The organism is Falsiroseomonas sp., assembly GCF_051860665.1.
Classification (GTDB): domain Bacteria; phylum Pseudomonadota; class Alphaproteobacteria; order Acetobacterales; family Acetobacteraceae; genus Falsiroseomonas.
Genome location: NZ_JBHYDM010000005.1, coordinates 192,995 through 215,994 on the forward strand (window position 1 = coordinate 192,995; position 23,000 = coordinate 215,994).

The window sequence follows — 23,000 nt, forward strand, 5'->3', positions numbered from 1 at the left end:
CCTAGAAAGGTCGTTTGTTGCCGAGGCCGGGCATGAGCGAGGCGAGACCGCCGCGCATCATTCCCTTCTGGCCCATCTTGTTCATCCGCTTCATCATGTCCGACATGTCGTCGAACTGCTTCAGCAGGCGATTGACTTCCTGAACCGTGGTGCCGGAGCCGGCCGCGATGCGCTTCTTGCGCGAGGCCTTGATGAGCTCCGGCTTCCGCCGTTCCTTCACCGTCATCGAGGAGATGATCGCGGCCTGGCGCTTCAGCATGGACTGATCGAGATTCGCGTTCTCGATCTGCGCCTTCATCTTGCCGATGCCGGGCAGCATGCCGAGGATGCCGGAGAGTGAGCCCATCTTGCCGATCTGCTTGATCTGCTGGGCGTAGTCCTCGAGGTCGAAGGACCCCTTCTGCATCTTCCGGGCGAGCTTTTCGGCCTCGGCCTGGTCGATGGTCTCCGCCGCACGCTCGACCAGGGAGACGATGTCTCCCATGCCGAGGATGCGGTTGGCGATGCGGTCGGGGTGAAAATCCTCCAGCGCATCCAGCTTCTCGCCGGCGCCGAGCAGCTTGATCGGCGCGCCGGTGACGGCCCGCATGGACAGCGCCGCGCCACCGCGCGCATCGCCATCGACGCGCGTCATGACGATGCCGGTGACGCCCACCTGTTCGTTGAAGGCGCGCGCCGTCTGCACCGCGTCCTGGCCGGTCATGGCATCGACCACCAGCAGCGTCTCGTGCGGCTTTGCGAAGGCCTTCACCGCCGCGACTTCGGCCATCAGCTCGGCGTCGATGGACAGGCGACCGGCAGTGTCGAGGATGACGACGTCGAAGAGCTCGCGGCGCGCCACGTCCAGCGCGCGCGCCGCGATCTCCAGCGGCTTCTGGCCGGCGATGATCGGCAGGCAGGTGACCTCGGCGCGATCCGCCAGCTGCTGCAGCTGCAACTGCGCCGCCGGGCGATGCACGTCGAGCGAGGCGAGCAGGACCTTCTTGCGATCCCGCGTCCGCAGCCGCAGCGCGATTTTTCCTGATGTCGTGGTCTTGCCCGAGCCCTGCAGACCGACCATCAGGATCGGCAGCGGGGACGGCGCGTTCAGGTCGATGCCGCGCTTGCCGTCGTCACCTTCGCCGCCACCCAGCGCTTCGACCAGCGCGTCGTTGACGATTTTAATAACCTGCTGGGCGGGGGAGACGCTGCGGATGACCTCCTGGCCCACGGCGCGATCGCGCACGCGGTTCACCAGGTCCTTCACCACCGGCAGGGCGACATCGGCTTCCAGCAGCGCCACGCGGACTTCCCGCAGCGCCTCCGCGACATCGGCATCCGACAGCGCACCGCGACGGCGCAGCTTGTCGAAAACCCCTGTCAGCCTGTTGCCCAGCGCCTCGAACATCGTGGCGGATCTACCCCTTCATACCCTTGCGACGCCCCCAAACGAAATCGCGCCGCTGCGCGAGTCTTCGCGGAGCGACGGAGCCGACCCGTTCTGGACGGGGCGACCAAGACATCAGGGGGTGCCTGATAAAGCGTCTCCTACCGCCCCGCCCCGCCCGCGGTCAAGCCGCGGTGGCATTCGGGGCTCGGCCGGGGAGCATCCCCGGCCGGCCATTCCCGCAACCTTACTTGGGCGCGAGCACCATGATCATCTGGCGGTTTTCCAGGCGCGGCATGGATTCCACCTTGGTGGCCTCCGCCAGCTCCGTCCGGATCCGGTCCAGCACCTTCAAGCCAAGGTCCTGGTGCGCCATCTCGCGGCCACGGAAGCGGAGCGTGACCTTCACCTTGTCGCCCTCGCCGATGAATTCCTTCATCTGGCGCATCTTCACTTCGTAATCGTGGTCGTCGATATTCGGACGGACCTTGATTTCCTTCAGCTCAACGACCTTCTGGCGCTTGCGCGCCTCATTGGCCTTCTTCTGCTGCTCGTACTTGTACTTGCCGTAATCCGTGATCTTGCAGACCGGCGGCACGGCGTTGGGGCTGATCTCGAGCAGGTCGAGTCCGACCTCATAGGCCCGTAGCAAAGCCTCGCGCGCCGACATCACCCCGATCATCTCACCATCCTGATCGATCAGGCGGACCTGGGGGACACGGATGTCTTCATTGACCCGCGGGCCGTCGCGCGTCGGCAACTGGGCGGGCATCGGACCTCGGGCTATAGCGCTCTCCTGTCGTGGTTCAAGGCAAATTCGGGCTTGTTATGGCGATGCGACCCCGCCGAAGCAAGCGGGAGCCGCGCGCCCCTGGCGCGCGACTCCGCAAAATATGGCATTATTGCGCCGCGATAGGCGCCGAAACGGCGGCGGCGGTGAGGTCCGGCGGCGTGGCTTCGGTCACCACGCGGGCGACTGCCTCCGAAAGCGGCAGGCTCTCCTGCTCCCGCCCCGGCAGGCGGCGCAGCACCAGCATGCCCTCCTCCGCCTCCCGCCGCCCGACCACGGCCAGCACCGGCACGCGCTGGGCGATATGGTCGGGCACCTTGCGGTTGATCTTCTCGTTCCGCAGGTCGAGTTCCACCCGCAGTCCGGCCTTGGCCAGGGCCGCCGCGGCCTGCCGGGCATAGTCATCGGCATCCGAGACGATGGTCGCCACCACGACCTGCACCGGCGCCAGCCACAGCGGGAAGCGGCCCGCATGCTGCTCGATCAGGATCCCGAGAAAACGTTCGAAGGAGCCGAGGATCGCCCGGTGCAGCATGACCGGCCGCTTGCGGGTGCCGTCCTCCGCCGCATAGACGGCGTCCAGCCGCTCCGGCAGCACGAAGTCCACCTGCAGGGTGCCGCATTGCCAGTCCCGGCCGATGGCGTCGCGCAGGACGAATTCCAGCTTCGGGCCGTAGAAGGCGCCCTCCCCCGGATTCAGCTCATACTCCACGCCGGCGATCGCGCAGGCATCCTTCAGCGCGCCTTCCGCGCGGTCCCAGGTCGCGTCATCCCCCGCCCGCACCGCCGGCCGGTCGGAGAATTTGACGCGGAACTCGGTGAAGCCGAGGTCGCGATAGATGCCGGACAGCAGCGCCACGAAGCGCACCGTCTCATCCGCGATCTGGTGCTCCTCGCAGAAGATATGGGCGTCGTCCTGGGTGAAGGCGCGCACGCGCATGATGCCGTGCAGCGCGCCCGAAGGCTCGAAGCGGTGGCAGGCGCCGAATTCGGCCATGCGCAGCGGCAGCTCGCGATAGCTGCGGACGCCCTGGTTGAAGATCTGCACATGGCAGGGGCAGTTCATCGGCTTCAGCGCATAGGTGCGGTCCGCCTCGTCCTTGTCCTCGACCTTGGCGAGGAACATGGCGTGGCGGAACTTCTCCCAATGCCCCGATTCCTCCCAGAGGCGGCGATCCACCAGCTGGGGGGTCTTCACCTCCTGGTAGTCGGCCTGGTCCAGGCGGCGGCGCATATAGTCCTCGACCGTCCGGTACAGCTTCCAGCCCTTGGGGTGCCAGAAGACGCTGCCGGTGGCTTCCTCCTGCAGGTGGAACAGGCCCATTTCCTTGCCGATGCGGCGGTGGTCGCGCTTCTCGGCCTCCTCGACCTGGAGGAGATAGGCATCCAGCTCCTTCTGGTCGCGCCAGGCGGTGCCGTAGATGCGCGACAGCACCGGGTTCTCCGGCTTGCCGCGCCAATAGGCGCCGGCGACCTTCGTCAGCTTGAAGGCGGTGCCGACATCGCCGGTGGAGCGCATATGCGGCCCGCGGCAGAGGTCGATCCAGTCGCCCTGGCTGTAGAGGCTGATCTCCACGCCCTCCGGCAGGTCGCGAATGAGTTCAACCTTGAAGGCCTCGCCCTTCTTCTCGAACAGCGCGGTGGCCTCGGCGCGGGACACCACGCTGCGCTGGAACGCCGCGTTGCGGGCGACGATCTCGCGCATCCGCGCCTCGATCGCGGCAAAGTCCTCGACGCTGAAGGGCTGGTTGCGAAAAAAATCGTAGTAGAAGCCGTTCTCGATGGTCGGGCCGATGGTCACCTGGGTGCCGGGGAACAGGTCCTGCACCGCCTCCGCCAGCACATGGGCGGCATCGTGCCGGATCATCTCCAGCGCCTCGGGGTCGCGGCGGGTGATGAAGCGCAGGCTGGCATCCTGCGCGATCTCGTCCGACAGGTCGCGCAGCTTCCCGTCCACCTGCATGGCAAGCGCGGCCTTGGCCAGGCCGGGGCCGATGCTGGCCGCGACCGTCGTGCCCGTGACGGGCCCGGCGAAATCGCGGACGGAACCGTCAGGCAGGGTGATCGCGGGCATTGGAATACAAGGCTCCTGGGCTGTGCGATAAGGGGCGCGGACCATGGCCAGCCTGTTGCCCCGCCGTCAAGGCGCGGCATGGCATGGCTGGTGCCGCATGACCTTCATGACTCATCGTTTTTTTGCCTGGGTGCCCCGATGACCGATCAAGCCCCGCCGCCGCGCGCGGCCCTTTACGTCGATTTCGACAATGTCTTCATGGCTCTGCTGCGCTGGGACGAGCGGGCGGCCTATGCCTTCGGGGAACGGCCGGATGCCTGGCTCGCCTGGCTGGAGGGGCGGGAGGACGGCAGCCGGCCCGCCACCCGCCGCACCCTGGTGCGCCGCTGCTACCTGAACCCGGGCGGATTCCACGATTTCCAGCTCGGCCGGCCGGTGGCCCGCTACCGGGCCGCGCGGGACCTGCGCAACCGCACCTATTATTCCGAATTCCGCGCCGCCTTCGTCCAGGCCGGCTTCGACGTGGTGGATTGCCCGCCCATCGCCTGGCTGAAGAACAGCGCCGATATGAAGATGGCGCTCGATATCCGGGAGGCGCTGGATCACCGGACGCATTTCGACGAATTCGTGCTGCTCTCGGGCGACAGCGACTTCCTGCCGGCCCTGGCCCGGCTGCGCGCGCATGACCGGCGGGTGACCGTGCTGGCGCAGGATACCGCCAAGGCCGCCTATCTGGCGGCGGCGGACATGGTGGTGGGGCTGGATGAATTCGCCCATGCCGGCATGGGCAACCTGCCCATCGCGCAATTCTCCGCACACGCGCCCCCCATGGTGCCGCCCGTGGTGCCGCCCGTGGTTCCGCCCGGGGCGCCCCCCACGCCGCAGCCCGCCCCGCCCCGCGCCGCGGAGCCGCGCCCGGACCTCGCCACGCTCCGCGCCCAGGCGCTGGACTGGGTGCGGGAGGCGGTGGCGCGCAGCCCGAACGGCGCCCTGCGCCTGACCGATCTCGGCCAGGCCCTGCCCCGCGCCTTCCCCGCGCTGCGCAACACCGACTATGCCGGGGCGGGCTCGCTCGGCGCGCTGATCGAGGAGGCGCGCGACCGCCGCCTTTCCCTCTCCGGCCCGCCCACCCGGCGCTGGGTATTTGATGCGGAGCGCGGCGCGGCGCCGGGCGATTCGGCGCCCGAGGAGGAGGCGGAGCCGGAGACGGCCAGGGCCGAAGCGCAGCCCGCCCCGGAGCCGGCCGCGGATCCCCCGGCCGAAGCGCCGCCCCCCGCGCTCAGCCCGGAGATTGCCATGGCCCAGGTCGCGCAGCTGCTGCGCGACCTGCTCTGGGGCTCGCGCGACCCCAAGGGACTGCCGCACGACCTGCCCACCTTCAGCCCGGCCGAGCTCGGCTTCCTGCTGCATGCCATCTCGGCCGCCCTGCCGCTGGACCCCGCCACGGCCGCGGCCGAACTGGCGGAGGCCGCCGCCGCGCAGGGCCATTGCGTCTCGGCGCGGGAGGTGACGGCCCTGCTGCGCTGGCTGATGCGGGGCTACGTCAAGCTGCACGAGCCGGCGACGCCGGAAGGCGCGGGCCGCCTGGCCCGGGTGCTCTTCGCCACGCTGGTCAATACGCTGCGCGCGCTGGGCGAGAAGCTGAGCGAGGCGGAGACCGAGGCCCTGCGCGCCTGGACCCAGTCCGGGCTCGGGTGAGGATCAGGCGGGCGCCGAAAGCCCCGCCAGGGCGGCGCGCACCGCCTCCAACCCCAGCCCCGCCAGCGGCACATGCCGCAGCACCGCCACGCTGGGGCCGCGCGGGGCACAGAGCGCCGGGTCGCTGTCGCCGCCGAACAGCGCCAGCGTCGGGCAGCCGGCGGCGGCGATGAGATGCGTCGGCCCCGTGTCATTGCCCAGCGCGAATCTGGCGCGCCGGGCCAGGGCGGCGATCTCGGCGAAGCCGGTGCGGCCGGCGAGGTTCACCGCCCCGGGCACCGCGGCGACGATGCGCGCCGCCATCTCCGCCTCCGCCTTGCCACCCAGCACCAGGCAGGGCACGGGGCTCTCGGCCGCGAAGGCGGCGAAGCGCCCCTCCGGCCACCGCTTGCCCGGCCGCTGCGGCGAGGCGCCCGGCACCAGCAAGGCAAAGCGTTCCGGCAGGTCGAAGGCCGAGAGGTCGGCCGCCAGCCAGCCGAGATCCGGCGCCGGGAAGCGCGTGATGCCGGCCGCCTGCAGCTGTTCCCGCTGCCGCTCGATGGTGTGCAGCCTGTTGCGGTCCGGATTGTCATGCGGGTGGGAGGCGCCGCGCGCCACGCCGGACCACTCCACGCCCAGCCCCACCAGCCACCGGTAGCGGGAGGAGCGGCCGGAGGTCTGCAGGTCATAGACCCGTCCGAAGCGCGCCTGGCGCAGCCGCCGGCGCAGGCCGAGCACGGCGCGGGGGTCGTGCCAGGCGGGCCGGCCTTCGGACCAGACCTCGTCGAACCAGGGGCTGCGCCGGGCCAGCTCCGCGAAGGGCGGCGTGGTCAGCAGCACGATGCGCGCGCCGGGGTGATGCGCGCGGATCGCGGCGAAGGGGCCGAAGGACTGCACGAAATCGCCCAGCGCGCCCAGGCGGATCACCAGGATGGCGGGTTCGGTCATCCCAGAAGCTCCCGATAGACGTCGAGGGTCGCGGCCTGCATCGCGCCCGTGCTGTAGTGACGCAGCACGGATTGCCGCGCGGCGTCGCCCACCGCCTGGCGCGCGGCTTCCGGCATCGCCAGGACCTGCGCCAGCAGCGCGGCGAGCGCAGCCGGATCGCCGGGTGGCACGCGCCAGCCGGTGACGCCGTGTTCCACCGTCTCCCGCGGCCCGCCGAGATCGGCGGCGATCACCGGCCTTGCCATGGCCTGGGCCTCGATGACGGTGCGGCCGAAGGCTTCGGGATCGGTGCTGGCATGCACCACGATATCGGCGGCGGCCAATGCCAGCGCCAGCTCCGGCACATGGCCGGCGATGCGCAGGCGGTCGCCCAGGCCGAGCCGCGCCGCCAGGGCCAGCAGCTCATCGCGAAAGCCCTCGCGCCCGCCGCCGGCGAGCACGACGCGGGTATGGCTGGGCAGATGCGCCAGCGCCTGCACCAGCACCGCCTGGCCCTTCCAGCGCGTCAGCCGCCCCGGCAGCAGGATCACGGCCTCGCCTGGCGCCGCGCCCCAGGCCGCGCGCTGCGCGGCGATGGCCTCGGCCGGCACGGCGGCGGGGTCGAAGCGGCGCGGATCGACGCCGCGCGGGATCAGGCGGATGCGGGCGGCGGGCACGCCGTGCCGCGCCTCGATCAGCTCCGCGATGAAGCGGCTGATGGCGATCACGCGGTCGCCGCGGGCCATGACGGAATTGTACAGGCGCTTGCCGGGCAGGTTCTCGTTATAGGCGCCGTGATAGGTGGTGACGAAGGCCGCGCCCGTGCGCCGTGCCGCCAGCAGCGCGGACCAGGCGGGTGCGCGCGACCGCGCATGGATGATGCGCACGCCCTGCCCGCGCGCCAGCGCCGCCAGCGCCGCCGCATTGCGCCAGATGGCGAGCGGCGATTTCGTCGCCAGCGGCAGCGTCACATGCGGCACGCCGAGCGCCGCCAGATCCGCCACCAGCGCGCCGCCGGCGGAGGCGACGATCGGGCGCAGCCCCGCATCGCGGATCGCCTCGGCGATTTCGATGGTGCCGCGCTCCACCCCGCCGGAGGCCAGAGCGGGCAGCACCTGGAGCACGGCAGGGGGCAGGGTCATGGCGCGCCGTTCCTACCCCCGCCGATGCGGGGCGTCCATCAGCCAGCGGGCTTGCGCCTGTGGGCATAGGTCGCGTCCAGCTTCTGACGCAGGTAATCGGCGCCGGTCACCGGCGGATAGCGCGCGGGGTTTCCGGGCCCGGTGCAGCCGGGCAGCACGGCCACCAGCGTGTCCGGATTGGGATCGAGGAAGAAGGCGGCGGAATAGCGCTCCGCGGCCGGCGCCCGGACCCGATGCGGGGTCGAGACATAGACGTCGTTGGTCCAGCGCATCAGGCAGTCGCCGATATTGCAGACGAAGGCGCCCGGCACCTGTGGCACCTCCTCCCACCCACCGCTGCGGTGCTTCACCTCCAGCCCCGCCACGCCATCGGTCGCGAGCACGGTGACATTGCCGTAGTCGGTGTGCTCGCCCGCGCCGAGCGTCGCATCGCCGGCCTGGCCGGCCGGGTAGTGCAGCAGCCGCAGCGTCGCGAGCGGACGGTCCAGCTTGTCCTCGAAGAAATCTTCCGCAGTTCCCAGGTCCAGCGCGAAGCCGCGATGCAGCAGCCGGCCCAGGGCCCAGGCCGCGTCGAAATGCGCCAGGATGGCGGCGCGCAACTCCGGCGCCCCCTCCGGCCACAGGTTCACGCCGCGGAAAGGCATCCCGGCCAGCACCTCCGGGTCATCCGGCGCCAGATCCAGGCCAACATTGAAGGCTTCCTTCCGGTCCGCGGGTTTCGTGGGGTCCAGCTGCTCCTCGGACAGGCCGACATAGCCGCGATTGTGCGGCGAGCGGCGGATGGAGACGGCCTGCTTGGCCGCATCCGGCAGGGCGAAGAGGGCGCGCGCCGCGCCGAACAGCCCCTGCGTCACCGCCTCCGGAATGCCATGGCCGGTGACCAGGAAGAAGCCGGCGCCGCGGCAGGCGGCGCCAAGCTCGGCCGCGACCGCACGGCGCGCGCTGGAGTCCGCCTCGCGCAGCCCGGCCACGTCGATGATGGGGACGGTGTCAGGCATGGCGGAGCTCCCTCGGCTGCCGCCATGCTGCACGCGGAACCGGCCCCGCGTGAAGCCGCGGCGTCAGGCCGGCAGGCGCCGGTCATACTCCGCCCGCAGCCGCGTCCAATGGTCCCAGTGGCGCGGCTTCACCCCGCCCGTCGCATCCGCCACCAGCATGTCGAGATGCGCATGCCAGCCGGCGCTGACATTCAGCAGCGTCGCGCGATCCTCCACCCGGCGATGGATCACGGTCAGCAGCACCTCGCGGCCCTGCGGCTCCAGCACGAAGGTCACGCCGCCGGTGCCGCCCCAGCTGATGCCGAGCCGATGCGGCGGATCGAGCTCCGTGATCTCCACCTGCATCCGGTGCTCCTCGCCAAAGCCTTCGGGGCGGCGCGTCGGCGGGTCGTTCAGCTGCTCGTTGCGCCAGACCAGCTCCGTGGTGGCACCGAGCCGCAGCTCCATCTCGCCGGCCGCCAGCCAGCGGCGGCGCAGCTCGCTTTCCGTCAGATAGGCCCAGATGCGCTCGATCGGGCCGGGCAGCAGGCGCTGGATGGTGAGCGTGGTGGGCTCGGTCAGCACGCCATAGGCATCGAGGGTCGCGAGGTCGTTCATCGCTTGTCTCCTTCGGGGGTGCGGCGCGCATCCTCCTCGCGGAGGAGGCGCTCGAGCCCATCCAGCCTCTCGGTCCAGAAGCGCTCGTAGAAGCCGAGCCAGCGATGCGCGCTGGCCAGCGGCCCGGGTGCGAGGCGGCACAGATGGGTGCGGCCGCGCACCTCGCGGTGGATCAGCCCCGCCGCCTCCAGCGCCTTGATGTGCTTGGAGGCCGCGGCCAGCGACATGGCGAAGGGTTTCGCCAGGTCGCCGACCGTGCGCTCGCCCTCGGCGAGGTGGCGCAGCATGCGCCGCCGCGTGGCATCGCCGAGGGCGTGGAAGACGGTATCGAGCTGGGGCGGGGAGAATTCAACCATGCAGTTGAATATGCCCCGTCACCCGGCGACTGTCAACCGAATGGTTGATTGTTTCCGCTCAGGCCGCGCGGGCCTGGACCCGCGCCATCTGCGCCCGCGCGAAAGGGCTCTCCGGCTTCGCCGCCAGCCGCCGCCCCGCCAGGTCGCGCGCCATGCCGCGCTCATCCGCCCGCAGCGCCGCCTCCAGCAGGGTCAGCCAGATCACGTCGCGCTGCGCATGGGACCCGCCGAAGCCGATCGCCAGCCCCGCCACCGGCGCCAGCCGCGCCACCGCCGCCGCATGGGCACCGCGGTGAAACGCGGCGAAGCCCTCGGCCAGCGGCAGGCCGATGCTGCGGGTGATCCGCGCATTGGTGCCCTGCCCCGCCGCCGCCTGGCGCATCGCGTCCAGCACCTGCCCGGCCGGCTCCGCCCGATCCGCGCCCAGATGCGCCATCACCGCATGCAGGTCGTTGAAGGCAGAGAAGCCGGCGCCGCCGGTCCTTTCCCAGGCCGCGGAGACGGCGGCGAAGCGCCCGCCGGTCTCGATGCCGCGCAGCATCAGCCGCCAGAGCATGGCGGAGGCATCCACCAGCTCCAGCGCGACGCTGCCAGCATGCGGCGCGATGGCGCGGTCGTAGATCGCCAGCACCGCCTCCTGCGCGCCCTGCTCCAGGTGATACAGCGCCAGGTGCCACCAGTTGTGCACGGCGAGCAGGCCGGCGGCGCTCCAATCCGCCTCGCTTGCGGCCAGGAAGGCCATGCCCTCCGCCTCCCGGCCCTGCATCTCCATCACATGCGCCACCGCATGGGTGGCCCAGGCATCGCGCCGGTTCAGCGCCAGCGCCATGCGGCCTGCGCGCTCCGCCGCGTCATAGGCGCCGCATTCCTCCAGCCCGAAGGCCTGCATGCCGAGCAGCCAGGAGAAGCCGTCCTCGCCCTCCCGCCAGTCGCGCATCGCCTCCGAAGGCCGGTCGCGCAGGCCCGTGGCATGGCCCAGGAAGAAGTCGACGGCATGCGCCAGCTGCAGCGCGCAGAGGTCGCGCGGATGCGCCGCGCTGAGGGCGCCGTAGCGGGCCTGGGCCAGCGCCAAGTCGCCCTCGCACCAGGCGCGCGCGGCGGCCAGATGCGCCAGCTCCCGCGCATTCGCATGGCGGAGCGCCTCGCCCGCCGCCACGCTGCGCAGCCCCTCCGCGGCGGCCGCGGCCTCGCCGGACATCACCATCAGATTGGCGCGGAAGGCATGCGCCATGGCGAAGTCGGGCTGGGCCGCGATGGCGGCATCGGCCTCCGCCAGCGGATCGGCGCGGAAGCCGAGGATCGCCTCCACTCCCTGGTCGAGCCGCTCCACGGCGGACCGGTTGGCGGTGGACAGCGTATTGCCGTAGCGATCGGTGATCGTCATGTCTTCGAACTCACTCGGGATGGGTTGGCGCCGCCAGGGGCGGGCCGGCAGATCCGGCGCAGACCCCGCGGCAGTCCCTTGCGGGGGGCGCGGTATGTCGCGGCTTTGCGTTTCATCCCGATTGCGGGGCGCGGGGGAAATCGGTTTCGCCTGCATCTCCTGTGTCGCGGGCGGCCTGGGCTGGTCAGCGCCCAGGCGCATCCTGCGCTCAAGAAGCCTTTGAATCGACGGATATTGCTCTAGGCTGGGCCGGTCCAAGAAGGGAAAGCCAGCCCGCCATGACCCAGCCTTCCGCCCTGCCGCAGGACCTCGAGACCGGCAGCTTCGCGCTGCGCCTGATGACGCCGGAGGGCCCCTGCGTCTTCGCGCTGCGGCACGGCCAGGCCTTCGACATGACCCCCGCCTTCGGCACCGCCAGCGCCTGGCTGAACAGCGAGGACCCCATCGCCGCCATCGCCGCGCGCGGCGTGAAGGCCGCGCTGGACCTGCCGGCCGCGCTCGCCAATGCGCATCACGCGGCGCGCGACCCGCAAAAGCCCTGGCTGCTGGCGCCGATCGACCTGCAGGTCATCAAGGCCGCCGGCGTCACCTATGTGCGCTCCATGCTGGAACGCGTGATCGAGGAGCGCTGCCGCGGCGATGCCAGCCAGGCGGAGGCGATCCGCGCCGAGGTGCGCGGCATGATCGGCGACGACCTGGCGAACCTGGTGCCCGGCAGCCCGGAAGCGGCGCGGGTGAAGGCGGCGCTCGTCGCCAAGGGATGGTGGAGCCAGTACCTGGAAGTCGGCATCGGCCCGGATGCGGAGATTTTTACCAAGGCGCCCGTGCTTTCCGCCGTCGGCCCCGGCGCCAAGGTTGGCGTGCATCCGGTCAGCCAGTGGTCGAATCCGGAGCCGGAGGCGGTGATGGTGGTGAATGCGCGCGGCACGATCCTCGGCGCCACGCTCGGCAACGACGTGAACCTGCGCGACGTGGAGGGGCGCAGCGCGCTGCTGCTCGGCCGCGCCAAGGACAACAACGCGGCCTGCGCGCTCGGCCCGCTGATCCGCCTCTTCGACGAGGGCTTCACGCTGGAGGATATCCGCCAGGGCGAACTCACCCTGACCATCACCGGCCGCGACGGCTTCGCACTGGAGGAGACGGGCCGCATCGGCGCCATCTCCCGCGACCCGACGGAGGTGGTGGGCCAGATGATCGGCGCGCATCACCAGTATCCGGATGGCGCGGTGCTGTTCCTCGGCACGCCCTTCTCGCCCTCCAAGGATCGCGGCGCGGCGGGCATGGGCTTCACGCATCACCCCGGCGATGTGGTGCGCATCGCGACGCCGCGCCTCGGCGCGCTGGAGAATGAGGTGGACCGCACCGATTCCTGCCCGCCCTGGCGCTTCGGCATCGGCGCGCTGATGGCCAGCCTGGCCAAGCGCGGTTTCCCGGCATGACGGAGGAAACCGGCCGCCTGGACGGCCGCCTCGCCTGGGCGCGGCTGCCCGGGCGTGGCCCCGGCGTGGTCTTCCTGCCGGGGTTTCGGAGCGACATGCAGGGGTCCAAGGCCCTGGCGCTGCGCGACCATTGCGCCGCCACGGGCCGTGCCTTCCTGCGGCTGGACTATTCCGGGCATGGCGCATCGGCAGGCCGGTTCGAGGACGGCACCATCGGGCAATGGGCCGCCGATGCGCTCGCCCTCTTCGATGCCTTGACCACGGGGCCGCAGGTGCTGGTCGGCTCCTCCATGGGCGGCTGGATCGGGCTGCTGCTGGCGCGGCAGCGCGCGGCGCGCCTGGCCGGCTTCATCGGCCTCGCCCCCGCGCCCGATTTCACCGAAACGCTGATGTGGCCGGCCTTCTCCGAAGCGCAGCGGGCGGAGGTGATGCAGCGCGGCGTCATCCACCTGCCGAGCCAATACGGCGAGCCCACGCCGGTGACGCGCGCGCTCATCGAGGATGGCCGCACCCGGTCCGTGCTCCCGGGCCCGCTCGACCTGCCCTGCCCCGTCCGCATCCTGCAGGGCATGGCCGACCCCGACGTGCCCTGGCAGCATGCGCTGCGACTGGTGCAGGCGCTGACCGGCGGCGATGTGCGGCTGCACCTGATCAAGGATGGCGACCACCGCCTGTCCCGCCCCGAGGATCTGCGGCTGCTGACGGAGACGCTCGAAGCCCTGCTGGCCTAGGAGGAAGCCACCCATGTCCCTGACGCTCTACGGCCACCCCTTCTCCTCCTATACGCAGAAGGTGCTCATCGCGCTCTGGGAGACGGGGACGCCATTCGACTTCCGCAGCCTGGATCCGCAGGAGCCCGCCGCGCATCGGGAGGAATGGCTGCGCCGCTGGCCGCTGCGCAAGTTCCCGCTGCTGCTGGATGGCGACCGGGCGGTGGTGGAGACCAGCATCATCATCGAATACCTGCAGATCGCGCATCCCGGCACGACTCGGCTGCTGCCGGCGGATCCGATGCAGGCCTTGGAGGTGCGCTTCCTCGACCGCTTCTTCGACCTGCATGTGATGGATGCCATGCAGGTCGCGGTGGATGCGAAGCTCGGCAAGCTGCCGATGGACCCCGAGGCGGGCCGCGCCATCGCCGCCGAGCGGCTGGACCGCGCCTATGCCTGGCTGGAAGGCACCCTGGCCGGACGCCGCTGGGCCGCGGGCGAGAGCTTCAGCCTGGCGGATTGCGCCGCCGCCCCCGCGCTGTTCTACGCCGACTGGACGCAGGCAATCGCGGACCGCTTCCCCCTCCTGCGCGCCTATCGCGCCCGGCTGCTGGCGCATCCCTCCGTCGCCCGCGCCGTGGAGGGCGGGCGCCCGTTCCGCCACTACTTCCCGCTGGGCGCGCCGGACCGGGACTGAGGCCGCGCCTCAGCCCGCCGCGAGGATCCGCGCCAGCCCCTCCCGATAGGTCGGGCAGCGCCAGGCCAGGCCGAGCGCCGCCTTGGTCGCGCGATTGGCGACGCGGCGATTTTCCGCCCAGAAGGACAGCGCCATGGGCGACATGCTGCGCGCAGCTTCCTCGAAGGGGATGGCGGGCGGCGGCGGCAGGCCGAGCAGCCGGGCGGCCTCGGCGATCACCGCCGCATTCGGCGCCGGCTCGTCATCCACCAGGTGCAGCACGCGAACCCCTTTCGCGCCCTGGCGCGCGGCTGTCACCACGGCCAGGGCGATGTCATCGCGGTGGATGCGGCTGAAGGCATGGCCGGGCTTCACCACGCGCCGCGCCGTGCCGCGCCGCAGATCCTCCAGCGGGCTGCGGCCGGGGCCGTAGATGCCGCCCACCCGGAACAGGTCCAGCGCCAGGCCGCGCGCCGCCGCCAGCGCCCGCCAGGCCTCCTCCGCCCGCAGCCGCAGCGCGGAGCGCGCCTGGCCCGGCGCGGGCGGTGTCGCCTCATCCACCTCGGCGCCGCCGCGGTCGCCATAGACGCCGGTGGTGGAGAGATAGCCCACCCAGCGCAGCCCGGGCGCCGCGGCGATGGCCTCGGCATGGGCGGCCAGCACCGGGCAGCCCTCGGCCTCCGGCGCCGCGGTCACCACCAGATGGGTCGCGGCGGCGATCGCCGCCCCGGCCTCCGCGAATCGGACCAGCGCCACGCCCTCGGGCGCCGCGCCGGGGCGCGGTTCGCGCGCGGTGCCGGTCACCGCGAAGCCGGCCTGCCGCGCCTCCGCCGCAATGGCCGCCCCGGAATAGCCGAGCCCCGTCACAACCATATGCATCCCGACACTTCCTCCCGATGCCGTAACTGGCGCCGCGCCGGGGCCATGGGTAGGATCAGCCGCCATGCGACGCCAGACACGCACCGTTCTCCTCGGCGCCTTCGCCGCCGCCGCGATCACGGCGCTGGGCGCGGTCGCCTGGGTCACCTTCACCCCAACCCCGGCGCAGACCGCCGAGGACAGCCTGCCGACGCCGCCCGAACCGCCGCGCCTGGCGGAGGGGCCGGATTTCGAACGCTGCATCGCCCTGCTGCGCAGCGACCCGGAGGCCGCCCGCGCCTTCGCCACCGAATGGGATGCGCGCGGCGGCGGCGAGGGTGCGCGGCATTGCCAGGCGCTGGCGCTGCTGGCTCTGGGCGAGCCGGCCTCCGCCGCGCAGCGGCTGGAAACGCTCGCCAGCCGGTCCCAGGCCAGCAACCCGGCCCGCGCCGCCGTCTATGCCCAGGCGACCCAGGCCTGGCTGATGGCCGGGGAGGCCAACCGCGCCTATGGCGCCGCCACCCTGGCGCTGACCCTCTCGCCCGAGGATGTGGACCTGCTGGTGGACCGCGCCGTCGCCCTCGGCGGCCTGTCCCGCTACCTGGAGGCGATCGAGGATCTGGACCGCGCCCTGGTGCTGGACCCGGCCCGGGCGGAGGCGCTGGTCTTCCGCGCCGCCGCGCAGCGCCACCTGGACCGGGTGGAGCTGTCCGCCCGCGACATCGACCGGGCGCTTGCCATCGACCCGATGAACCCGGAGGCGCTGCTGGAGCGCGGCATCATCCGCCAGCTGCGCGGCGATGGTGCCGGGGCGCGGGCGGATTGGGAACGCGCCATCGCCCTGGCGCCGAATTCCGCCGCCGCCGATCTCGCCGCCCAGAACCTGGCGCTGAACGAGGCCGGGCCGGCGCGGCGCTGAGAGGCGCCTCAGAAGGTCAGCGGCGCGGCCGGGCTGCGGCCGTAGAGACCCCGGCGCAGTTCGGCGCGCGCCGCCAGGGTGAAGGCATCCACGCGGTCGAGGAAGCCGTTCTGCTCGGCGCTGCGCATGCCATCGGACCAGTTGCCGGCATGGCGGGCCTGACCGGTCGCGAAGCTGGCGGGGGCGAAGCGATAGTCCACCTGCAGCAGGTGCATGCCCTCCGAGACCAGCACATGGCCGACGATCCAGCGCGGCGGGATGAAGCCGGGGCGATCCTCGCCCAGCGCATAGAGGCTGCGGACCCATTCCGGCGTGCCCGGCCCGGCGCCGGCCCCCTGGTTCACCAAGCCACGGCAATCCAGGTTGCCGCGCACCGCGGCCTCGACCTGCCGGCGCAGGGCATCGGTGCGGGTGCAGATGCCATGCGGTGGCCAGACCTGCCCGACCTCGGTCGCCGCGCTGGCCAGGACCACGCCGGCCGCGCGCCCGCCGACCTCCTGCACCAGGACAGCGCGGTGCAGGGAAGTGGGGGTGGTCATGTCCCGGTTCCGTCCGGTCTCCGTGCCCTGGAAGATCACGCGCCAGGGCCCGGGCGGCAGCGCGATCACCTTGCCGGCCAGGGTGAAGGACCCTTCCACCACCTGCGCCACCGCCTGCGGCGCAGGCAGCCCCAGCGCCATCCACAGCGCGAGCAGGGGCAGGAGAGACAGGCGACGCATGGCAGCCTCCGAAGCACGATCCGATTAAATATACGGACCGTTCCGGACTCCGCTCAAGTGACCGATCAGAAATCCAGGTCGTCGTAATGCGGCGGCGGCACCACGCCGGTCACGCGGTCGCCCAGCAGCGGGCGGAAGCTGGGGCGGGACTTCACCCGCGCATACCAGTCCTTCGCCGCATCCGAGATGCTCCAGTCCACATCGCCGATGTAATCGAGGGAAGACAGCTGCGCCGCCGCCGCCAGGTCCGCCAGGCCCATCTGCGGCCCGGCCAGCCAGGCCCGCGTTTCCGCCAGCCAGCCGATATATTCGAGATGCGGCTTCAGATTCGCATAGCCGGCACGGATCGCCGTGGCATCCGGATTGCCGCGGCCAAGCACCCGCTTCATCTGCTTCTCGAAGACCAGGTTGCGGGTGACCTCGGCGTAGAACTTCTGGTCGAACCAGGCGACCAGCCGCCGCACCTCCGCCCGCTCGCCCAGCGTGCGGCCGAGCAGCGGCATGTCCGGATAGGCCTCGTCCAGATACTCGCAGATGGCATAGGAATCCGCGATGAACAGGCCGTTGGCTTCCTGCAGCACGGGCACCGTGCCGGCCGGATTCACCGAGAGGAATTCCTCCCGCCGTTCCCAGACCCTTTCGATGCGCAGGTCGAAGGGCAGGCGCTTCTCGGCCAGGGCGAGCCGGACCTTGCGGGCGAAGGGGGAGAGGGGAAGGTGAAAAAGGATCCGCATGCGTGCCGATATTTGAGACGGCGGGGAATATTGCACGCGCCGCCCGGCGGGCCAACCCGCAGGCCGGGGCTCAACCGCGCGGGGGGGCTGCGTCGAGCGCGGCGGCGATGGCCTGCCACATCGGCTTGCGGCGCATGCCGTCATCGAAGGGCAGCGGGCGCGGCTGCGCCGTGTCGCGGCGGCGGTGTTCCGGCAGCAGGCCGCGGCGGATCCAGGAATGGCGGTCGGTCAGGCCCCAGGTGACCACGCTGCGCACCGCGGGCTCGGCCAGCGTCGCATCCAGGAAGCGGCGCACGAGATCCGCCGCCGCCGCATCGCGCGGGCCGGCGGCGGCCGGCAGGGCGGCGCAATTCACATCCAGCTCCGTCACCTCGACGGTCAGGCCCAGCGCCACGACCTCCGCCAGGAAGGCGCGCCATTCGCCCGCCTCGAAGGGCTGGCCGGCCTGCAGATGCGCCTGCACGCCGAGCACCTGCACCGGCGCGCCGGCCTGGCGCAGCGCCCGCAGCAGGCCGAGCACGCCGAGCCGCCGGCGGCGGGACCAGAGCGTGGCATGCTCGATGCCGAAGTCATTATAGGCGAGGCGCGCGGTTGGGTCGGCCGCATGGGCGAGGTGAAAGGCCTGCGGGATATAATCGGGCCCCATGCGGTTCAGCAGCCAGGTGCGGCGCAGGAAATCGCCGCGCCCATCCTCCGGCGCCACCGCCTCATTCACCACATCCCAGGTGGCGACCTGGCCGCGCCAGCGCAGCACCGTCTCATCCACATGCCGCGCCATGGCGGCCGCCGTGCCGCGGGCGGAGAGGTCGCTGAGCCAGCGTGGCTCGCTTTCGTGCCAGACCAGGGTGTGGCCGCGCACGGCCATGCGATGGCGGCGCGCGAAGGCCATCAGTTGTTCCGCGCGGCGATAGTCGCGGTTGCCGGCCGTGGGCTCCAGCTGCGACCACTTCATCTCATACTCGGCGACGAGCAGGCCGCATTCCTCCCGGAAGGCGGCCACCAGGTCGGGCTCGGCCATCTGCCGCGTGCTCAGCGCGGCGCCGAAGGCGAGCCCCTTGGCGGCGGCCCGCGCCTGTAGGCCCCCTGCCGCCGCCGGCGCCGCGACCGGCTGCGCCGAAGCACAGCCGGGCAGCGCCAGCGCCAGCAGCGCCCGGCGGGTCGCCGCCCGGGTCACTCGGCGGCGACGGAGAGCGCATCCTCCATCGGCTGCGGCAGGTAGCGGACAAAATCCTTCGGCACGACGTGCCAGAAGTTCAGCCGTTCCTGCGCCCAGTCGTTCAGCAGGCGGGCGGCGAAGGGGCTGCCCGTCTCCTCCACATGCCGCGCGACATGTTCGCGCAGCACCTCGTCCCAATGGGCGGAGGCGCCGAGGCGTTGCCAGCGCAGCGTCTCGGGGTTCACGCGCTGCTCGAAGGCGCCGTCGGTGTCGTAGAGGAAGGCCATGCCGCCGGTGAAGCCGGCGCCGAAGTTGTCGCCGACCGCGCCGAGGCAGACGACCGTGCCGCCGGTCATGTATTCGCAGCCATTGGCGCCGACGCCTTCCACCACCGCCAGCGCGCCGGAATTGCGCACGGCGAAGCGTTCGCCCGCCTGGCCCGCGGCAAACAGCGCACCGCCCGTCGCGCCATAGAGGCAGGTATTGCCGACGATGGTATTGTCGCGCCAGACGAGGCCCGAGGACGGCGCCGGACGCACCACGATGGTGCCGCCGGACAGGCCCTTGCCGACATAGTCATTGGCGTCGCCAAAAACTTCCAGCTTCAGGCCGCGCACCGCGAAGGCGCCGAGCGACTGGCCGGCGGAGCCGCGCAGGCGGACCGTCAGATGGCCGCGCTGCAGCCCCTCCATCCCGAACTTGCGCACGATCTTGGAGGAGATCTTCGTGCCGATGGCGCGATGCGTGTTCCGGATGTTGTAGGCGAGCTGCATCTTCTCGCCGCGTTCGAACAGCGCCGCGGCGTCGCGGATCATGTCGGCGTCCAGCGTCTCCGGCACCTCGTTGCGGCCTTCCAGCGTGCAATAGGCGGCATGGCTGCCGGAATCGGCCTTCACCAGCAGCGGGTTCAGGTCGAGGTCGTCCAGATCCTCCGCGCCGCGGCTGACCTGGCGCAGCAGGTCGGTGCGGCCGATCACATCGGTCAGCTTGCGGAAGCCGAGGCCGGCGAGGATTTCCCGCACCTCCTCCGCCACGAAGCTGAACAGGTTGATGACCTTCTCCGGCGTGCCGGCAAACTTCTGGCGCAGGGCATCATCCTGCGTGCAGACGCCGACGGGGCAGGTGTTGGAATGGCACTGGCGCACCATGATGCAGCCCATGGCGACGAGCGACGCCGTGCCGATGCCGAATTCCTCGGCACCCAGCATGGCGGCGATCACGACGTCCCGCCCCGTCTTCAGGCCGCCATCGGTGCGCAGCTTCACGCGATGCCGCAGGCGGTTCAGCATCAGCACCTGATGCGTCTCGGACAGCCCCATCTCCCAGGGCAGGCCGGCATGCTTGATGGAGGAGACGGGCGAGGCACCCGTGCCACCGGAATGACCGGAGACCAGGATGGCATCCGCCTTCGCCTTGGCGACGCCCGCCGCGATGGTGCCGATGCCGGAGCGTGCCACCAGCTTCACGCAGACGGTGGCCTCGGGGTTGATCTGCTTCAGGTCGTAGATGAGCTGCGCCAGATCCTCGATCGAGTAGATGTCGTGGTGCGGCGGCGGGCTGATCAGCATGACGCCCGGCGTGGAATGCCGCAGCTTGGCGATCAGCTCCGTCACCTTGAAGCCGGGCAGCTGCCCGCCTTCGCCGGGCTTGGCGCCCTGCGCGACCTTGATCTCGATCTCCTTGCAGTTGTTCAGGTATTCGGCGGTGACGCCGAAGCGGCCCGAGGCGATCTGCTTGATGGCGGAGTTCGCATTGTCGCCATTGCGCCGCGGCCGCGCCCGCGCCGGGTCCTCGCCACCCTCGCCGCTGTCGGAGCGTGCGCCGATGCGGTTCATGGCAATGGACAGCGTCTCATGCGCCTCCGGGCTCAGGGCACCGAGCGAGATGCCGGGCGCGACAAGGCGCTTGCGGATCTCGGTGATGCTCTCGACTTCCTCGAGCGAAACGGGCGCGCGGCCCTCGGCGCGGAAATCCAGCAGGTCGCGCAGCGCCACGGGCGGCAGCTTGCGCACGCCTTCCGAGTAGCGCTTGAAGGTCTGGTAGCTGTCCGTCTCCACCGCCTTCTGCAGCGTGTGGATCAAAGACCCGTCGAAGGCGTGGTTCTCGCCGCGCTTGCGCAGCTTGTAGAGACCGCCGACCGGCAGCGTCACCGCATCCGCATCCCAGGCCTTGGCATGCAGCGCCAGCACGCGGCGCGCGATGCCGGAGAGGCCGATGCCGGAGATGCGGCTGGCGACGCCCGGGAAGAATTCGGCGACGAGCGCGCGGGACAGGCCGATGGCCTCGAAATTCATGCCGCCGCGATAGGAGGAGATGACGGAGATGCCCATCTTGGACATCACCTTCAGCAGCCCCTTGTCGACCGCCTTCTTGTAGCGCGCGACGCAATCCTTCAGCGAGAGATCGCCGAACAGCCCACGGCGGTGCCGGTCCGCGATGCTCTCCTGCGCCAGATAGGCGTTCACCGTGGTCGCGCCGGCGCCGATCAGCACGGCGATATAGTGCACGTCGATGGATTCGGCGCAGCGCAGGTTCAGGCTGGTGAAGGTGCGCAGCGAGTTCTTGACCAGATGCGTGTGCACGCCGCCGACGGCGAGGATCATCGGGATGGCGGCACGCTCCGGCCCCTGCCCCTCATCGGTCAGGATCACATGCGCGCAGCCGCTGCGCACGCCTTCCTCCGCCTCGCGGCGGATCCGCTCGATGGCCTGGCGCAGGCCGGCCTCGCCCTCCGCCACCGGGAAGGTGCAGTCCACCACGCAGGCGGTGTCGCCCATATAGGCGCGCATGGCGGCGAATTCCGCGTTGGACAGCACGGGGCTGTCCAGCATCAGCATGTCGCACTGGGTCGGATCCTCATCGAGGATATTGCCCAGATTGCCGAGGCGGGTCTTCAGCGACATCACCCGCGTCTCGCGGAGTGAATCGATCGGCGGGTTGGTGACCTGGCTGAAGCTCTGTCGGAAATAGTGGTGCAGGCCGCGATACTGGCTGGAGAGCACGGCGATGGGCGTGTCGTCGCCCATGCTGCCGATCGCCTCGGCCGCCTCCTCCACCATCGGGTGCAGGATGGTCTCCAGCTCCTCCAGCGTATAGCCGACGGCGAGCTGGCGGCGGCGCAGCGCCTCCCCGGTCAGCTCGGCATGCTCATCGGCGCCGGCCTTCACGATGCCGTCGATGCGCGTGGTGCGGCTGGTCCATTCGCCGAAGGGCGCGCGGGCGGAGAGCGCATCCTTCAGCTCCGTGTCGCCATAGAAGCGCCCCGTGCTGAGCTCCACGCCAACGCACTGCCCCGGCCCGACGCGGCCCTTGGCCAGGATGCGATCCTCCGCGATCTTCACCATGCCGGTCTCGGAGCCGATGACCAGGATGCCGTCCGTGGTGACGCTGTAGCGCATCGGCCGCAGCCCGTTGCGGTCCAGCCCGCCGATCACCCACTTGCCATCCGTCGCGGCAATGGCCGCCGGGCCGTCCCAGGGCTCCATCACCGCATTGCAGTAGAGGAACATCTCCCGATGCGCCGCCGGCATGGTGGCGTTGCTGCCCAGGCTCTCGGGGATCAGCATGGACTTGGCCATCGGCGCGTCGCGCCCGCCGCGCACCAGCAGCTCGAAGACATTGTCGAGCGTCGCGGTATCCGACCCGCCGGCCTGCACCACCGGCTTGATGTCGTCCATGAAGGGATCGAGCAGCGGATGCGCCAGCCGCGTCTCGTGCGACTTCATCCAGTTGATATTGCCGTGGACGGTGTTGATCTCGCCGTTATGCGCCAGCATGCGGAAGGGCTGGGCGAGCCGCCAGGTCGGGAAGGTATTGGTCGAATAGCGCTGGTGGTAGATGGCGAAGCGCGAGACGAAGCGCGCATCCAGCAGGTCGGGGTAGAATTCCGTCAGGCTTTCGGCCAGGAACATGCCCTTGTAGACGATGGACCGGCAGGAGAGCGAGCAGAGGTACAGTTCCGGAATCTGCGCCGCGATCGCCTGCTTCTCGATCCGCCGGCGGATCACGAAGAGGTCGCGCTCGTAGGTGTCCTCATCCGTGCCGCGCGGATTCCAGATCAGGATCTGCTCGATCTCGGGCCGCGTCGCATTGGCCTTCTCGCCGATGCAGGCGACGTCGATCGGCACCTGGCGCCAGGAATAGATGTTGTAGCCGGCGGCGAGGATCTCGGTCTCGACGATCTGCCGGCAGCGTTCCTGCGCGCCGAGGTCGGTCTTCGGCAGGAAGACCATGCCCACCGCGATGCGGCCCGGGCGCAGGCGGTCGCCACCGCGCTCCACGACTTCCGCGAAGAAGTCCTGCGGGATCTCGATATGGATGCCGGCGCCGTCACCGGTCTTGCCATCCGCATCCACGGCGCCGCGATGCCACACGGCCTTCAGCGCATCGATGCCGGCCTGCACCACCTTGCGATGCGCCTGACCATCCAGCGAGGCGACGAGGCCGACGCCGCAGGCGTCATGCTCGGTCAGGTCGATCTGGCCCTCGGAGGAGAGCAGCGCGTGCTGGGTGCGGTAGTCCTGGACGTAATCGGCCAT

19 protein-coding genes are annotated in these 23,000 nt (G+C 71.0%); 5 read left to right on the forward strand and 14 right to left on the reverse strand.

The features are described 5' to 3' along the window. Window position 1 precedes the first annotated feature (1 nt). The 3 genes from ffh to thrS form a co-directional block, all read right to left on the reverse strand. Window positions 2-1,387: a signal recognition particle protein gene (gene ffh, locus ACTIF1_RS07590; RefSeq protein ID WP_439595784.1), complete on the reverse strand. Its 1,386-nt coding sequence runs from the start codon at window positions 1,385-1,387 to the stop codon at window positions 2-4. A gap of 226 nt (window positions 1,388-1,613) precedes the next feature. Further along, window positions 1,614-2,138, reverse strand: a complete 525-nt coding sequence (gene infC / locus ACTIF1_RS07595; protein WP_439595785.1) for a translation initiation factor IF-3 — start codon at window positions 2,136-2,138, stop codon at window positions 1,614-1,616. A gap of 127 nt (window positions 2,139-2,265) precedes the next feature. Continuing rightward, the gene (thrS, locus tag ACTIF1_RS07600) at window positions 2,266-4,230 is read right to left on the reverse strand and encodes a threonine--tRNA ligase (RefSeq protein WP_439595786.1); all 1,965 of its coding nucleotides are present in this window, start codon (window positions 4,228-4,230) and stop codon (window positions 2,266-2,268) included. A 138-nt stretch (window positions 4,231-4,368) separates the two neighbouring features. Here thrS and ACTIF1_RS07605 point away from each other — a divergent pair, with 138 nt between their 5' ends. Continuing rightward, window positions 4,369-5,868 (forward strand): NYN domain-containing protein, encoded by a 1,500-nt coding sequence (locus ACTIF1_RS07605; protein WP_439595787.1) that lies wholly within the window; start codon window positions 4,369-4,371, stop codon window positions 5,866-5,868. 3 nt (window positions 5,869-5,871) lie between these two features. Here the strand turns inward: ACTIF1_RS07605 and ACTIF1_RS07610 are convergent, their stop codons facing one another. The 6 genes from ACTIF1_RS07610 to ACTIF1_RS07635 form a co-directional block, all read right to left on the reverse strand. Continuing rightward, complete coding sequence (locus ACTIF1_RS07610) at window positions 5,872-6,795, reverse strand: glycosyltransferase family 9 protein (RefSeq protein WP_439595788.1); 924 nt, start codon at window positions 6,793-6,795, stop codon at window positions 5,872-5,874. Then, on the reverse strand, window positions 6,792-7,916 hold the full coding sequence (locus tag ACTIF1_RS07615; RefSeq protein WP_439595789.1) for a glycosyltransferase family 4 protein: 1,125 nt from the start codon (window positions 7,914-7,916) through the stop codon (window positions 6,792-6,794). Before ACTIF1_RS07615 ends, ACTIF1_RS07610 begins: the two co-directional genes overlap by 4 nt. Before the next feature lie 38 nt (window positions 7,917-7,954). Continuing rightward, the gene (locus tag ACTIF1_RS07620; protein ID WP_439595790.1) at window positions 7,955-8,914 is read right to left on the reverse strand and encodes an isopenicillin N synthase family dioxygenase; all 960 of its coding nucleotides are present in this window, start codon (window positions 8,912-8,914) and stop codon (window positions 7,955-7,957) included. A gap of 63 nt (window positions 8,915-8,977) precedes the next feature. Further along, the gene (locus tag ACTIF1_RS07625; protein ID WP_439595791.1) at window positions 8,978-9,511 is read right to left on the reverse strand and encodes an SRPBCC family protein; all 534 of its coding nucleotides are present in this window, start codon (window positions 9,509-9,511) and stop codon (window positions 8,978-8,980) included. Further along, complete coding sequence (locus ACTIF1_RS07630; protein ID WP_439595792.1) at window positions 9,508-9,867, reverse strand: ArsR/SmtB family transcription factor; 360 nt, start codon at window positions 9,865-9,867, stop codon at window positions 9,508-9,510. Before ACTIF1_RS07630 ends, ACTIF1_RS07625 begins: the two co-directional genes overlap by 4 nt. 58 nt (window positions 9,868-9,925) lie before the next feature. Then, entirely contained in the window at window positions 9,926-11,251 is a 1,326-nt protein-coding gene (locus ACTIF1_RS07635; RefSeq protein WP_439595793.1) for a tetratricopeptide repeat protein, read from the reverse strand. A 278-nt stretch (window positions 11,252-11,529) separates the two neighbouring features. Between ACTIF1_RS07635 and ACTIF1_RS07640 the strand changes: the two genes are divergently transcribed. The 3 genes from ACTIF1_RS07640 to ACTIF1_RS07650 are packed head-to-tail and all read left to right on the forward strand — an operon-like array spanning window position 11,530 to window position 14,097. Next, window positions 11,530-12,690: a fumarylacetoacetate hydrolase family protein gene (locus tag ACTIF1_RS07640; protein ID WP_439595794.1), complete on the forward strand. Its 1,161-nt coding sequence runs from the start codon at window positions 11,530-11,532 to the stop codon at window positions 12,688-12,690. Next, window positions 12,687-13,421, forward strand: a complete 735-nt coding sequence (locus ACTIF1_RS07645; RefSeq protein WP_439595795.1) for an alpha/beta hydrolase — start codon at window positions 12,687-12,689, stop codon at window positions 13,419-13,421. The genes ACTIF1_RS07640 and ACTIF1_RS07645 overlap by 4 nt, the downstream gene beginning before the upstream one ends. Before the next feature lie 13 nt (window positions 13,422-13,434). Then, window positions 13,435-14,097 carry a glutathione S-transferase family protein gene (locus ACTIF1_RS07650; protein WP_439595796.1) on the forward strand — a complete coding sequence of 221 codons (663 nt, stop codon included), beginning with the start codon at window positions 13,435-13,437 and terminating at the stop codon, window positions 14,095-14,097. 9 nt (window positions 14,098-14,106) lie between these two features. Here ACTIF1_RS07650 and ACTIF1_RS07655 read toward each other — a convergent pair whose 3' ends face one another. Beyond that, window positions 14,107-14,955 carry an SDR family NAD(P)-dependent oxidoreductase gene (locus ACTIF1_RS07655; RefSeq protein WP_439595797.1) on the reverse strand — a complete coding sequence of 283 codons (849 nt, stop codon included), beginning with the start codon at window positions 14,953-14,955 and terminating at the stop codon, window positions 14,107-14,109. A 64-nt stretch (window positions 14,956-15,019) separates the two neighbouring features. On the opposite strand from ACTIF1_RS07655, the gene ACTIF1_RS07660 reads away from it, so the two are divergent. Next, window positions 15,020-15,853 (forward strand): tetratricopeptide repeat protein, encoded by an 834-nt coding sequence (locus ACTIF1_RS07660; RefSeq protein WP_439595798.1) that lies wholly within the window; start codon window positions 15,020-15,022, stop codon window positions 15,851-15,853. An 8-nt stretch (window positions 15,854-15,861) separates the two neighbouring features. Here the strand turns inward: ACTIF1_RS07660 and ACTIF1_RS07665 are convergent, their stop codons facing one another. From ACTIF1_RS07665 to gltB, 4 genes are all read right to left on the reverse strand, one after another. Next, on the reverse strand, window positions 15,862-16,572 hold the full coding sequence (locus ACTIF1_RS07665; RefSeq protein ID WP_439595799.1) for a hypothetical protein: 711 nt from the start codon (window positions 16,570-16,572) through the stop codon (window positions 15,862-15,864). A 65-nt stretch (window positions 16,573-16,637) separates the two neighbouring features. Further along, on the reverse strand, window positions 16,638-17,306 hold the full coding sequence (gene fzlA / locus ACTIF1_RS07670; RefSeq protein ID WP_439595800.1) for an FtsZ-binding protein FzlA: 669 nt from the start codon (window positions 17,304-17,306) through the stop codon (window positions 16,638-16,640). A gap of 70 nt (window positions 17,307-17,376) precedes the next feature. Then, on the reverse strand, window positions 17,377-18,480 hold the full coding sequence (locus tag ACTIF1_RS07675; protein WP_439595801.1) for an endo-1,4-beta-xylanase: 1,104 nt from the start codon (window positions 18,478-18,480) through the stop codon (window positions 17,377-17,379). Then, on the reverse strand, window positions 18,477-23,000 hold the full coding sequence (gltB, locus tag ACTIF1_RS07680) for a glutamate synthase large subunit (protein WP_439595802.1): 4,524 nt from the start codon (window positions 22,998-23,000) through the stop codon (window positions 18,477-18,479). Before gltB ends, ACTIF1_RS07675 begins: the two co-directional genes overlap by 4 nt.

What these genes read in the sequence shown, in the direction of transcription:
- ffh (WP_439595784.1), bottom strand. Translation starts at nt 1,387, where the DNA reads ATGTTCGAGGCGCTGGGCAACAGGCTGACAGGGGTTTTCGACAAGCTG.
- infC (WP_439595785.1), bottom strand. Translation starts at nt 2,138, where the DNA reads ATGCCCGCCCAGTTGCCGACGCGCGACGGCCCGCGGGTCAATGAAGAC.
- thrS (WP_439595786.1), bottom strand. Translation starts at nt 4,230, where the DNA reads ATGCCCGCGATCACCCTGCCTGACGGTTCCGTCCGCGATTTCGCCGGG.
- ACTIF1_RS07605 (WP_439595787.1), top strand. Translation starts at nt 4,369, where the DNA reads ATGACCGATCAAGCCCCGCCGCCGCGCGCGGCCCTTTACGTCGATTTC.
- ACTIF1_RS07610 (WP_439595788.1), bottom strand. Translation starts at nt 6,795, where the DNA reads ATGACCGAACCCGCCATCCTGGTGATCCGCCTGGGCGCGCTGGGCGAT.
- ACTIF1_RS07615 (WP_439595789.1), bottom strand. Translation starts at nt 7,916, where the DNA reads ATGACCCTGCCCCCTGCCGTGCTCCAGGTGCTGCCCGCTCTGGCCTCC.
- ACTIF1_RS07620 (WP_439595790.1), bottom strand. Translation starts at nt 8,914, where the DNA reads ATGCCTGACACCGTCCCCATCATCGACGTGGCCGGGCTGCGCGAGGCG.
- ACTIF1_RS07625 (WP_439595791.1), bottom strand. Translation starts at nt 9,511, where the DNA reads ATGAACGACCTCGCGACCCTCGATGCCTATGGCGTGCTGACCGAGCCC.
- ACTIF1_RS07630 (WP_439595792.1), bottom strand. Translation starts at nt 9,867, where the DNA reads ATGGTTGAATTCTCCCCGCCCCAGCTCGATACCGTCTTCCACGCCCTC.
- ACTIF1_RS07635 (WP_439595793.1), bottom strand. Translation starts at nt 11,251, where the DNA reads ATGACGATCACCGATCGCTACGGCAATACGCTGTCCACCGCCAACCGG.
- ACTIF1_RS07640 (WP_439595794.1), top strand. Translation starts at nt 11,530, where the DNA reads ATGACCCAGCCTTCCGCCCTGCCGCAGGACCTCGAGACCGGCAGCTTC.
- ACTIF1_RS07645 (WP_439595795.1), top strand. Translation starts at nt 12,687, where the DNA reads ATGACGGAGGAAACCGGCCGCCTGGACGGCCGCCTCGCCTGGGCGCGG.
- ACTIF1_RS07650 (WP_439595796.1), top strand. Translation starts at nt 13,435, where the DNA reads ATGTCCCTGACGCTCTACGGCCACCCCTTCTCCTCCTATACGCAGAAG.
- ACTIF1_RS07655 (WP_439595797.1), bottom strand. Translation starts at nt 14,955, where the DNA reads ATGCATATGGTTGTGACGGGGCTCGGCTATTCCGGGGCGGCCATTGCG.
- ACTIF1_RS07660 (WP_439595798.1), top strand. Translation starts at nt 15,020, where the DNA reads ATGCGACGCCAGACACGCACCGTTCTCCTCGGCGCCTTCGCCGCCGCC.
- ACTIF1_RS07665 (WP_439595799.1), bottom strand. Translation starts at nt 16,572, where the DNA reads ATGCGTCGCCTGTCTCTCCTGCCCCTGCTCGCGCTGTGGATGGCGCTG.
- fzlA (WP_439595800.1), bottom strand. Translation starts at nt 17,306, where the DNA reads ATGCGGATCCTTTTTCACCTTCCCCTCTCCCCCTTCGCCCGCAAGGTC.
- gltB (WP_439595802.1), bottom strand. Translation starts at nt 23,000, where the DNA reads ATGGCCGATTACGTCCAGGACTACCGCACCCAGCACGCGCTGCTCTCC.